This window comes from Paucibacter sp. TC2R-5 (assembly GCF_025717605.1).
GTDB lineage: Bacteria > Pseudomonadota > Gammaproteobacteria > Burkholderiales > Burkholderiaceae_C > Paucibacter_A > Paucibacter_A albus.
Map to the genome: position 1 here is coordinate 198,633 of NZ_JAJIRQ010000008.1, position 12,131 is coordinate 210,763.

At 61.1% G+C, this 12,131-nt stretch carries 9 protein-coding genes; all 9 read right to left on the reverse strand.

Features of this window, described 5'->3' with window-relative positions; all coding sequences use genetic code 11:
• Window positions 1-57 precede the first annotated feature (57 nt).
• Entirely contained in the window at window positions 58-612 is a 555-nt protein-coding gene (locus LNV08_RS18570; RefSeq protein WP_263535233.1) for a methylated-DNA--[protein]-cysteine S-methyltransferase, read from the reverse strand.
• Between the two features lie 2 nt (window positions 613-614).
• Entirely contained in the window at window positions 615-1,673 is a 1,059-nt protein-coding gene (gene dusA, locus LNV08_RS18575) for a tRNA dihydrouridine(20/20a) synthase DusA (protein ID WP_263535234.1), read from the reverse strand.
• A gap of 53 nt (window positions 1,674-1,726) precedes the next feature.
• Complete coding sequence (locus LNV08_RS18580) at window positions 1,727-3,430, reverse strand: formate--tetrahydrofolate ligase (protein WP_263535235.1); 1,704 nt, start codon at window positions 3,428-3,430, stop codon at window positions 1,727-1,729.
• A gap of 103 nt (window positions 3,431-3,533) precedes the next feature.
• Complete coding sequence (locus tag LNV08_RS18585) at window positions 3,534-4,649, reverse strand: enoyl-CoA hydratase/isomerase family protein (protein ID WP_263535340.1); 1,116 nt, start codon at window positions 4,647-4,649, stop codon at window positions 3,534-3,536.
• 2 nt (window positions 4,650-4,651) lie between these two features.
• Complete coding sequence (locus LNV08_RS18590) at window positions 4,652-5,623, reverse strand: DMT family transporter (protein ID WP_263535236.1); 972 nt, start codon at window positions 5,621-5,623, stop codon at window positions 4,652-4,654.
• A 50-nt stretch (window positions 5,624-5,673) separates the two neighbouring features.
• Window positions 5,674-7,497: a translational GTPase TypA gene (gene typA / locus LNV08_RS18595; RefSeq protein WP_263535237.1), complete on the reverse strand. Its 1,824-nt coding sequence runs from the start codon at window positions 7,495-7,497 to the stop codon at window positions 5,674-5,676.
• Window positions 7,494-8,477 carry a tRNA pseudouridine(55) synthase TruB gene (gene truB, locus LNV08_RS18600; protein WP_263535238.1) on the reverse strand — a complete coding sequence of 328 codons (984 nt, stop codon included), beginning with the start codon at window positions 8,475-8,477 and terminating at the stop codon, window positions 7,494-7,496. Before truB ends, typA begins: the two co-directional genes overlap by 4 nt.
• 11 nt (window positions 8,478-8,488) lie before the next feature.
• Window positions 8,489-8,923 carry a 30S ribosome-binding factor RbfA gene (gene rbfA, locus LNV08_RS18605; protein WP_263535239.1) on the reverse strand — a complete coding sequence of 145 codons (435 nt, stop codon included), beginning with the start codon at window positions 8,921-8,923 and terminating at the stop codon, window positions 8,489-8,491.
• A 107-nt stretch (window positions 8,924-9,030) separates the two neighbouring features.
• Complete coding sequence (gene infB, locus LNV08_RS18610; RefSeq protein WP_263535240.1) at window positions 9,031-12,093, reverse strand: translation initiation factor IF-2; 3,063 nt, start codon at window positions 12,091-12,093, stop codon at window positions 9,031-9,033.
• Between the last annotated feature and the right edge of the window lie 38 nt (window positions 12,094-12,131).

Consider the following 12,131-nt stretch of genomic DNA (forward strand, 5'->3'; position numbering starts at 1 on the left):
AAACAAGGGCTGATTTTAAGGCCCGCCAACGAGCTTTCGGCCCAGTTCGCCAGAGAACTAAAACAAAGCGCGCTGCTCGGCTGCCATTTGACCCGCGGCGGCGGCCTCGATCGCCAGCAGCTTCAGCTTGGTTTGCGCGCCGCCATGGGCCGAAAAGCCTCCGCTGGCGCCCTTGGCGCCCAAGACCCGGTGGCAAGGCACGATGGGCGCAAAGGGGTTGTCCCCTTCGGCTCGGCCGACTGCACGCGCAGCGCCGGGCTGGCCCAGCATCAGCGCAATTTCGCCGTAAGTCAGGGTCTGGCCGAGTGGTATTTGCCTTGTGATCGCGTGCACACGTTGATTGAACTCGGCCACCTCGCTTTGGTCAAGTGCGAGCTCCAGCAAGTCGGCATGCGCAGTCGGGTCACCAGCCAGCAAACGCTGAATCGCATCAATGGCCCGCAAGACTTGAGCGTTAGGCGCTGCCTCACTGGCCGTACGAAAACGCACCCGCATGCGCTCGCGAGTCAGCCCAGCGTTCTCTTCCGGCAATTGCGAGCCCTTGATGCCCTGCTCGCTCCAGGCAATGCCGCAGCAGCCCAGAGCGGTATCAAAGCAGCTGAATTGCAGCATGTTCAGGCAGCGGCAGCGGCCTGCCGCAAGGCCTCGGTCTGCGCCTGATGTTCGGCCACATGCGCCGCTATGCCGGTGCGCGACTGCCTGGCCAAGGCAGCTACCGCCGCAACATCCATCGACTTGTACTGATGATCGGACCAGATTTGCCGCCAGCGCCGCGAACCGGCCTGGCCATTCCACAAACCCAGGGCATGGCGCATCGCCTGCGTCCAGGGCCGGCCGCTCGCTACTTGGGCTTCGAGGTACTTCAGCCATTCGACCTCGACCTGCTCGCGACCGTTCTGGTGGTTTCGGGCCGGCCCCGCCGTGCCGAAAAAGCGCTGGTCCCAGGCCGCCATTTGCCAAGGCTCGTGATAGGCCTGGCGGCCGACCATCACGCCGTCCACATGCAGCAGTTGCTCGGCGATCTGCTCGTCGGTCTTCACGCCACCGTTCAACACGATGGTCAGCCCAGGGAACTCGCGTTTGAGTTGATGCACCAACTCATAGCGCAAAGGCGGCAGCTCGCGGTTTTCTTTCGGAGAGATGCCCTGCAGCCATGCATTTCGGGCATGCACGATGAAGACCGTGCAACCCACATCGGCAATCGCCCCGACAAAATCTCGCACGAATTCGTAGCTCTCCAAGCGGTCGATGCCGATGCGGTGCTTGATCGTCACCGGGATGCTCACCGCATCCAACATCGCCTTGATGCCATCGGCCACCAAGGCCGGTTCGGCCATCAGGCAGGCGCCAAACGCCCCGCGTTGCACTCGCTCGCTGGGGCAGCCGCAGTTCAGATTGACTTCGTCATAACCCCATTGCTCGGCCAGCTTGGCGCAGGCAGCCAGATCGGCCGGCTCCGAACCGCCGAGTTGCAGGGCGACCGGATGTTCCTCTTGATTGAAATCGAGGTGGCGCGGCTGATCGCCATGTAGCAAGGCGCCGGTGGTCACCATTTCGGTGTAGAGCCGGGTCTTTTGGGTCAGCAGGCGATGGAAGTAGCGACAGTGTTTGTCGGTCCAATCCAACATGGGGGCGACCGAGAGCCGCCAAGGGTTGTTGATTTTTTCTTGCACCCTCGGATTATCCCAGGCTCAGAAGCCAGACTCGGCAGAATGGGCCGGAGCGCTCAGAACAAGCCTGAAATGCGCCCCGCATCATCCACATCAATCCGCTCGGCCGAGGGGACCTTGGGCAGACCTGGCATGGTCATGATGTCGCCGCAGATTGCCACGACAAACTCCGCCCCAGCGTTCAAGCGCAGCTCGCGCACATGCAAAGTGTGGCCGACCGGCGCGCCCCGCAGCGTCGGATCGGCACTGAAGGAGTACTGGGTCTTGGCGATGCAGACAGGGAAGTGGCCATACCCGCCCGCCTGCCAGTCCTGCAATTGCGTCAATGCCTTGGGTGCAAACACGACGTCGGCGGCCCGGTAGATTTTGGTGGCGACAGCGCGGATCTTGTCGGCCAGCGGCTCGGCATCGGCATAGAGAGCGGCCGCTGAAGCCGATGAACCCGATGAACCCGACAAAGCCGCACTTCCCTCGCAAGCCCGTACCACCGCTCGGGCCAGATCGGCCGCGCCAGCGCCGCCATCGGCCCAGTGCGTCGCCAGCACGCAGGGCACGTCCAGCTCGGTGCAACAGCGCTCAATCATGGCCATTTCTTCAATCAGGTCGCTGTCGAAACGGTTGATCGACACAATCACCGGCAGACCGTAATGGCGCTGGATATTCTCGACATGGCGGCGCAAATTGGCCAGTCCGTCGGCGAGCGCTTGCGGGCCGTCACTGCCGGGCTTTTTGGCATCGGCGCCGCCGTGATATTTGAGCGCACGCACGGTTGCGACCAAGACCGCGCATGCCGGCTTCAAACCGCCTTTGCGGCACTTGATGTCAATGAACTTTTCAGCCCCCAGATCGGCGCCAAAGCCGGCCTCGGTGACCACATAGTCGGCCAGTTTCAGAGCCGTCTGCGTGGCGATCAAGGAGTTGCAGCCATGCGCGATATTGGCAAAGGGACCGCCATGAACAAAGGCCAGATTGCCCTCCAGGGTCTGCACCAGATTCGGCGCCAACGCGTCTTTCAGCAAAGCAGCCATTGCGCCATCGGCCTTCAATTCGCGCGCGGTGACCGGCTGCTTGGTGGCCGTGTAGCCGACCACGATATTACCCAATCGGCGCTTCAGATCGGCCAGCGAAGTGGACAGGCAAACGATCGCCATCACCTCGGACGCGACCACGATGTCAAATCCGTCTTGCCGAGGGTAGCCATTGCCGGGCCCGCCCAGCGCCACGGTGATGTCGCGCAAGGCACGGTCATTCATGTCGATGACACGGCGCCAGGTGATCCGGCGCACATCCAACTGCAGCGCATTGCCGTGGTGGATGTGGTTATCGATCAGTGCGGCTAACAAGCTATGAGCCAGGCCAATGGCGTGGAAGTCACCTGTAAAATGCAGATTGATGTCTTCCATCGGCACGACCTGGGCATGTCCACCGCCGGCCGCACCGCCCTTCATGCCAAAGCATGGGCCTAAAGAGGGTTCGCGCAAACAAATCATCGTTTGCTTGCCAATGTGGTTCAGGCCGTCGCCCAGGCCGACGGTCGTGGTCGTCTTGCCTTCCCCTGGCGGTGTGGGTGAGATCGCGGTCACCAGAATCAGATGCCCGTCCTTGCGACCGCTCAGGCGCTGTACCTCTTCCAGGCTCAGCTTGGCTTTGTAGTGACCGTAAGGGCTGAGTGAGTCCTCCTGAATATCCAAGCGGCGGCTGGCCAAAGGGAGAATTTTTTGCAGCGTAGCGGCTTGGGCGATTTCGATGTCGGTAGGCATCAGGGCATCCTTGGAGTCGGGGGTAGGTCCAGAACGAAAAAGCGGCAAGGTCCGGTAAGACCTTGCCGCAATTATGAAGCTGGATTTGCGCTGAATTCGGCGCTCAGCTCAGCGCACGCAATGGGTGTTGCTCGGGCGCCCAAGGGCTGTCGAAAAACGCCAACACCTGCTCGCGACTGACATCTTCAATCCGCGCCGGCAACCAACAGGGCTGATGATCCTTGTCGATAGCCAGGGCCCGGATGCCTTCGACGGTTTCACTGCGCGCACCGGACCTGAGGTGAAAGCAGTGATGAACGATGTCGCGCTCCATGCGCAAATCTTCGGCCAGGCTCATGCTGCGCGCACGGCGGAATTGCTCCAGCGTGACGGCCAACATCAGGGGCGAGCGTTTGCGCAAAACAGCCAAGGTCTGCAAGGCCCATTCGTCGCCGGCCGCCTCTAGCGAAGCCATGATGGCGGCAACATCGCTCAAACCAAAATGCTGATCAATGCGGCCGCGCAACGTCTTGGGGTCGACTGCCGGGGCCAAGTCGACATGCTCCATCACCGTCGCCACCACATGTTCCGCGCTGCTTTGCTCGCCATGTTTGAAGGCTTCGATCAGCGCCGGCATCGCCGCACTTTGCACATAAACATCACCCAAGCCGAGCTCGATGGCGTCACCGGCACCGATTGTGTGGCCGGTGAGCGCCAGCCATTCACCCACATGGCCGGGGCATTGGCTCAGAAAGTAACCCCCACCCACATCGGGGAAGAGACCGATATGGGTTTCGGGCATGGCCAGCTTGGAACCCTCGGTCAGCACACGCAACTTGGCGCCTTGACTGATACCCATGCCGCCGCCCATCACCACACCGTCCATCAAGGCGATATAGGGCTTAGCGAAGTTGTGAATCAGGTGATTGAGCGCATATTCCTCGGTGAAGAAATCATCCAAGGCAGAGTCCTCTGCCAAGGCCGCACTGTGAAAGAAACGGATATCGCCGCCGGCGCAAAAAGCGGGCGATTTGCCCATTCGTGCGGCGCCGAGGATGACGACGGCCTCGATGGCGGGATCAAGAGCCCAGGCCTTCAACAAGGACGACAAGTCGCGGATCATGGCCAGCGACAAGGCGTTCAGCGCCTCCGGGCGATTCAGCGTGATCAGGCCCAGGCAACCATTGATTTCGGCCAGCACCTGGCCCTTGGATTGAAGTGCGGGTAATTGCTCCGGCATCGTCATGCCTCTCTCCGAGAATGTGTAGGGTTTATTTCGTTAGCTTGTGGCAGGCTTGCATTCGCATTAGGTGCTTGACGCCCAGCCAATAGCTCGTTAGCCAGCAAAGCCAGCAGCACCATAGCACCACCGAGCAGGGTTGCGGCCGTTGGGCTTTCTCCCGCCCAAAGCCAGGCCCACAGCACGCCCAGCACCAACTCCAATTGGCCCAGCAACGCCAACTCTGGCCCAGTCAGCACGCGACTAAGTTTCACCACCAGCAAACAGGGGATGGCAAGCTGGAAGATGCCCAATCCCGCCAAGAGAGTCAGGTCATGCGGGCTCGCCTGCATGGGCCAGGCCAAGGGCAGCATCGCCAGCGTGGAGATCAGTGCGCCGAGCAAGACCGCCAGGGGCATATCTTCAAGTGCATCGCTTGCTTTGCTGCCATGGCCGACATGCTGCAACACGCACCAGTTGATTGCAGCTGCGAGCGGCACACCCAGTGCAACCAGCATGCCTAACACGCCTTGACCGGTAGCAGATGCACCGACCTCGGCCCCCTGCCCCAATTCATGGCCGAACATCCAGGCGATACCGGCGCTGGCCAGTGCAATGGCCCACCAAGTGCGGGTCGGCAGTTGCTTCTTCAGGACGAGGCGCGACAACAGCGCAGTCAACAACGGCCCCAAGGCCATGGTGACCAAGACATTGGCCACGCTGGTCAAACTTAAAGCCACCATGAAGGCGGTGAACATCACTGCCCAACACAAGCCCGAGAGCCAGACCAAACGGGGTGCGGCCCGCAACTGCGCCCACAAGGCCGGCCCGCGCAGCCAGCGCAGGCCAATCACCAGAGCGATCGCATTGAAGCCGCTGCGCCAAAACGTCAGCTCAAAGCCGCGCGCCGCCTCCAGATGCCGTGTGACCACCCCGGCTGTGCTCCACAGCAGGGTGACCAACAACATCAGGTAGACGGCGCGACGGTGAGTCATGGCTCAGCGGCAAAGGGCAAGCTCAGACTTGCCCTGGGCTCCCTGGACTATTAGCCACGCGAATTGCGCTTGCGCTCGTTCTCGGTCAAGTAACGCTTGCGCAGACGCACGCTCTTGGGCGTGATTTCGACCAACTCGTCGTCCTCGATGAATTCCACGCCGTACTCCAGCGTGCAATCAATCGGAGGTGTGATCTTGATCGCATCTTCCTTGCCGCTGACACGGAAATTGGTCAGCTGCTTGGTGCGGGTGGCGTTGACGACCAGATCGTTTTCGCGGCTGTGGATGCCGACGATCATGCCTTCATAGACGGGATCGTTTGGCTTGACGAACATGCGGCCGCGGTCGTCCAGCTTGCCCAGGGCGTAAGTGAAGATTTCACCGGCGTCCATCGAGATCAGCACGCCGTTCTTGCGGCCAGCGATCTCACCCTTGTGCGGCTCATAGCCGTCAAAGATGTTGGAGATCAAGCCCGAGCCACGCGTCAAGTTCAGGAACTCGTTGGTGAATCCGATCAGACCGCGCGCTGGGATGCGATATTCCAAGCGCACGCGACCACGGCCGTCCGGCTCCATATTGACCAGCTCGCCCTTGCGCTCGCCCAGAGCTTGCATCACGCCGCCCTGATGAGTCTCTTCGACGTCGGCAGTCACCAACTCGATAGGCTCATGCTTTTCACCGTTGATGGTCTGGAACACCACGCGCGGCTTGGACACCGCCAGCTCATAGCCTTCACGGCGCATGTTTTCCAACAGGATGGTCAGGTGCAATTCGCCCCGGCCCATCACTTCAAAGATACCGTCTTCGTCGGTTTCAGAAACGCGCAGCGCCACATTGCTTTGCAGTTCTTTTTGCAGGCGATCCCAGATCTGACGGCTGGTCACGTACTTGCCTTCACGACCGGCCAGAGGGCTGGTGTTGACGCAGAAGTTCATTGTCAAAGTGGGCTCGTCCACCTTCAACATAGGCAGCGGTGCTGGATCGGTGACGCTGGTCACGGTCACGCCGATGCTGATGTCATCAATACCGTTGATCAACACGATGTCGCCGGGGCCGGCCTCAAGGGTTTGAACCCGGTCCAGGCCTTGGAAGGTCAAGACATTGTTGACACGGCCTTTGACGGACTTGCCGTCCGGGCCTTCCATCACCAACACGTCCATCGAAGGCTTCAAAGTGCCCTGGCTGATGCGACCCACGCCGATACGGCCCACGAAGGTGGAGTAGTCCAGCGCCGAAATCTGCAGCTGCAGCGGTGCAGCCGGGTCGCCCTTTTGGGCTGGCACATGCTTCAGCACGGTATTGAACAGGGCCGACATATCGGGGCCCCACTGCTCGCCCGGTTTGCCTTCTTCCAAGGAGGTCCAGCCGTTGATGCCCGAGGCATAAACCACGGGGAAGTCCAACTGCTCGTCGGTCGCACCCAGCTTGTCGAACAGGTCGAATGCGGCGTTGATCACGGCGTCGGGCTTGGCACCTGGCTTGTCGACCTTGTTAACCACCACGATAGGCTTCAGACCCAAGGCCAAGGCCTTTTTGGTCACGAAGCGAGTTTGTGGCATCGGACCTTCTTGCGCGTCGATCAGCAGCACCACGCCGTCAACCATCGACAAGGCGCGCTCGACTTCACCGCCGAAGTCCGCGTGACCGGGGGTATCAACGATGTTGATGTGGGTACCTTCCCAGCTCACGGCACAGTTCTTGGCCAGAATCGTGATGCCGCGCTCGCGCTCGATGGCGTTGTTGTCCATCACCGTGTCGACGACTTTCTCGTGCTCGGCGAAGGTGCCGCTTTGACGCAGCAATTGGTCAACCATGGTGGTTTTGCCATGGTCAACGTGGGCGATGATGGCGATATTACGGATTTGCTTACTCATACGACACTTTCTAAAAATCTGTTACTGCTCGCGGTACTCAGGAGGCCTTCTACCTCTTGGGGACTCAACAATCGGTCGGCGATCAATTCGCCGTCGGTGATGTGGGCGCTGCCAAGAAATTCATGTGCTGCGGGCCCGTAGACCCTCACATGCGCACTGTCTTGCTCGGCAACTCGGCGCCGCAAACCGGTTGAAAAACGGGCCGCCTCTGCGCTATCCAAACGCAGCTCGGGCCAGTCCGCCAACAAAGAGTCCGGCGGGCGCAACAAAGCCTCCCGCTCGATCTCGGTCAAAGCCGCCAAGGCATCCAGGCTGATCGCCTGAGCCACGTTGAGCGGGCCAGATCCGGTCCTGCGCAGCGCGCTCAGCGAGGCGCCACAGCCCAACACCCGGCCAATGTCTTCGGCCAAGGTGCGGATATAGGTGCCCTTGCTACAACGCACTGCCAGCGTCAACTGCTCAGCTTGCCAGTCAACAATGTCAATCGAATGAATCGTGACGCGCCGCGACGGCCGCTCGATCACAATGCCGGCCCGCGCGTATTCGTACAGGGGCCGGCCTTCATGCTTGAGCGCCGAGTACATCGGCGGCACCTGGTCGATCGCGCCGGTGAAGCGCGCACAAGCGGCTTCGATTTGTTCGCGCGTCACCGCGCGTGCGGCCGCTTCGCTGCGATCCAGCACTTCACCTTCGGCGTCACCGGTGGTCGTGGTCAAACCCAGAAAAAGCGTGGCCTCGTAGGCCTTGTCGGCATCTAGGCTGACCTGGCTGAATTTGGTACCCGCACCAAAGCACAGCGGCAACAAGCCGGTGGCCAAGGGGTCCAGCGTGCCGGTATGGCCGGCTTTTTCCGCCCGCAGCAGCCATTTGGCTTTTTGCAGCGCATCGTTGCTGGACAGACCCAGCGGCTTGTCCAAGAGCAACACACCGTGCACGGCACGGCGCGGTGTCTTGACTCGCTGGGGTGGGCTATTCGTCATCAAAAGACTTCTTATTCGCCCGACTCGGTCTTGGCCGGTGGCAAATCTGTGGTCGCCTCGGCAGAGTCGGCGGGCACGGCCTCGTCATCCAAGGCGCGCGTCGCGTTGGCCTTGTTGATCAAGGCGCTCAGCTCGGCCGCGCGCTCGATGGTGCGGTCGTAGTGAAAGTGCAAGCTCGGCACGGTGTGAATTTGCAGACGCTTGAACAAGCCGTTACGCAAAAAGCCCGCCGCTTCGTTGAGCGCCTCACCGGTCTCGACCGGGTCACCGACCAGGACCGAAAAGAACACCTTGGCATGCGCATAGTCGGGCGTCACCTCGACGGCGTTGACCGTGGCCATGCCGATGCGCGGGTCTTTCAACTCACGAATCAACTCTGCCAGATCGCGCTGAATCTGGTCCGCCACGCGGAAGGACCGATTCGGTATTACTCGTTTATGTCGCATGCTCAACTCCTTGCCTGCTGCTCCTTGGACCTATTGCACCACCCATCAAAAACAAACCCCGCCACTCTTTGGAGGGCGGGGTTTGCGCTGGTGAGGGCAAATCCGCCTTAGAGCGTTCGGGCCACTTCCTTGACCTCGAAGAACTCCAACTGATCGCCCTCGGCGATGTCGCTGTAGTTCTTCAGCTTGATACCGCACTCGAAGCCTTCGCGGACTTCGCGCACATCGTCCTTCATGCGCTTCAGAGTGTCGATTTCGCCGGTATAGATCACCACGTTCTCGCGCAGCAAGCGGAAACGAGCCGAGCGGTTGACGACACCCGAGGTAACCATACAACCGGCAATGGTGCCGATCTTGGTCGCCACAAAGACGGTGCGAATCTCGGCCAGGCCGATCACTTCTTCGCGCTGCTCTGGTGCCAACATGCCGGTCATCGCGGCCTTCACTTCATCGACGGCGTCGTAAATGATGTTGTAGTAGCGCAGATCAACCGCATTACCTTCGGCCAGCTTGCGGGCGCCGGCATCGGCACGCACATTGAAGCCGATGATGACGGCCTTGGAGGCGATCGCCAAGTTGACGTCCGACTCGCTGATACCGCCCACCGCCGCGTGCACGATCTGCACCTTGACTTCGGGCGTAGACAGCTTGAGCAGCGACGAAGCCAGCGCTTCTTGCGAACCCTGCACATCACTCTTGATGATGATGCCCAAGGTCTGCACATCGCCGGCGCCCATGTTCTCGAACATGTTCTCCAGCTTGGAAGCCTGCTGACGCGACAACTTCACATCACGGTACTTGCCCGAACGGAAGGTGGCGATTTCACGTGCCCGACGCTCATCGCTCAGAACCATGAACTCATCACCGGCGCGCGGTACTTCGGTCAGACCCTGAATCTCGACCGGGATCGACGGGCCGGCTTCGGCACAAGCCTTGCCGTCTTCGTCCAGCATGGCGCGCACGCGGCCATAGGTCGAACCCGCCAGCACGACGTCGCCGCGCTTCAAGGTACCGGATTGAACCAGGATGGTGGCAACCGGGCCACGACCCTTGTCCAGACGCGCTTCGATCACCAGGCCCTTGGCCATGGAACCGACAGGCGCCTTCAATTCCAGCACTTCGGCCTGCAGCAAGACTTGCTCCAGCAAGCTGTCGATGCCTTCGCCGGTCTTGGCCGAAACGCCCACAAACGGGGTGTCGCCGCCAAACTCTTCGGGCACGACGCCTTCGGCCACCAGCTCGCCCTTCAGGCGTTCCAGGTTGGCACCTTGCTTGTCGATCTTGTTCATCGCCACGACCAGCGGCACACCGGCCGCCTTGGCGTGGTGAATCGCTTCCTTGGTCTGTGGCATCACGCCGTCGTCCGCCGCCACCACCAGGATGACGATGTCGGTCGCCGTGGCGCCACGGGCACGCATGGCGGTAAACGCCGCGTGACCCGGGGTATCCAGGAAGGTGATCATGCCGCGCGGCGTTTCGACGTGATAAGCGCCGATATGCTGCGTAATGCCACCCGCTTCGCCGGCAGCAACGCGGGCACGGCGGATGTAGTCCAAGAGCGAGGTCTTGCCGTGGTCAACGTGACCCATGACGGTAACGACCGGCGCGCGAGTTGTTGACTCATGCGCTTGCTCGGAGGTCGTGCCCTCTTCTTCCAGGAATGCGTCTGGATCGTCCAGCTTGGCTGCAAAAGCCTTGTGGCCCATTTCTTCGACCAAAATCATGGCCGTTTCTTGGTCCAGCTGCTGGTTGATCGTGCACATCTGGCCGAGCTTCATCAAATGCTTGATGACCTCGGACGCCTTGATGGACATCTTGTGGGCCAAATCGGCCACCGAGATGGTCTCAGGGATATGCACTTCTTGCACTTGCATTTCTGCAGGTGCGACAAAGGTCGACGGACCACCGCGGCGATCGGCATTGCGATCAGGTGCGCCACGACGGCCACCCGCACCACCACGGCTCGGCGCACGCCATGCACCGGCGGCCGGACGCGCACCACCGGGAGCGGCTGGGCCGGCAGGCTTGACGCCGCCGCGCTTCTTGTCATCGGACCAGGTCGAGGACAATTTTTCCGACTTGACGGACTTCTTATCGCCCGGCTTGGCTGCGCCAGGCGCAACCGGAGCACCCGGCACGACCGGTTTCTTATGGATGGTGCCCTTGATGGCGTCCTTGGGCGGCTCGACCGGCTTGGGCTCTTCCTTCTTCGCGATCATGACCTTTTTAGGGGCATTCATCATCGCGCGGATGGCTGCGGCTTCCGACTCGGCGGCTTGACGGCGACGCGCCAAATCAAGCTGCTTTTGTTTCTCTTCGACCACCACGTCAACCGCTTTGACCACGCGCAATGCGGGTTTGGCAGCTTCTGCAGTTGCAGCCGGAGCGGCGGGCGCACTTGCTGCAGCAGGCTTGGTCGGCGCTGCGCTTGCAGCTGTGGTGGCGGCGCTGGCGGCTTCAGCCACCACAGCCGGCGTCACAACAACCGCAGGTGCCGGTGCTGCTGGAGCAGGCGAGCGTGCAGCAGCGGCCGCCTTGTTGATGGCAGCAGCTTCCTTCGCCACCGACTCAGCAGTCGGCCGTGGCGCTTTGGGCGCCTTGGCAGCGGACTTCGCGGCGGCGGCTTCAGCAGCAGCGCGAGCTGCCGCTTCTTCAGCGGCACGCGCTTCGGCCGCAGCCTTTTCCTGACGACGCAATTCGTCTGCTTCGCGGGCAAGGCGGTCCGCCTCTTCACGCTCACGCACACGAGCTGCCAACTCTTCTTCTTGCTTGCGCAAAGAGGCGGCCTGAGCCTGAGCCTCTTCTTCGCGACGATGCAGTTCGGCATCTTCTGCTGCAGCGGCGCCAGCGTCTTCCGCGCCAGTGCTGCCGTCGAGCTTGACGAAGGTCCGCTTCTTGCGTGTTTCCACAGGGATGACGCGCGACTTGCCGCTGGCATCGGCCTGTTTGATTTCGCTGGTTGTCTTGCGAGTCAGCGTGATCTTCTTGCGGTCGGCGCCGCCAGTACCATGCGCTGTGCGCAGGTGGTCAAGCAGACGTTCTTTGTCAGCTTCATTCAAAACGTCTTCGGTAGACGCCAACTTGACGCCCGCAGCGTGGAGCTGCTCAAGCAGTGTGTCTGCAGGCTTTTGAAGCTCTACAGCAAACTGGGCGACGGTAGTCACAGCCATTGTTAAATCCTTAACTTATGCGTTCGGTGCTGGGCGAG

What these genes read in the sequence shown, in the direction of transcription:
- typA (WP_263535237.1), bottom strand. Translation starts at nt 7,497, where the DNA reads ATGAGTAAGCAAATCCGTAATATCGCCATCATCGCCCACGTTGACCAT.
- truB (WP_263535238.1), bottom strand. Translation starts at nt 8,477, where the DNA reads ATGACGAATAGCCCACCCCAGCGAGTCAAGACACCGCGCCGTGCCGTG.
- LNV08_RS18590 (WP_263535236.1), bottom strand. Translation starts at nt 5,623, where the DNA reads ATGACTCACCGTCGCGCCGTCTACCTGATGTTGTTGGTCACCCTGCTG.
- infB (WP_263535240.1), bottom strand. Translation starts at nt 12,093, where the DNA reads ATGGCTGTGACTACCGTCGCCCAGTTTGCTGTAGAGCTTCAAAAGCCT.
- rbfA (WP_263535239.1), bottom strand. Translation starts at nt 8,923, where the DNA reads ATGCGACATAAACGAGTAATACCGAATCGGTCCTTCCGCGTGGCGGAC.
- LNV08_RS18580 (WP_263535235.1), bottom strand. Translation starts at nt 3,430, where the DNA reads ATGCCTACCGACATCGAAATCGCCCAAGCCGCTACGCTGCAAAAAATT.
- LNV08_RS18585 (WP_263535340.1), bottom strand. Translation starts at nt 4,649, where the DNA reads ATGCCGGAGCAATTACCCGCACTTCAATCCAAGGGCCAGGTGCTGGCC.
- LNV08_RS18570 (WP_263535233.1), bottom strand. Translation starts at nt 612, where the DNA reads ATGCTGCAATTCAGCTGCTTTGATACCGCTCTGGGCTGCTGCGGCATT.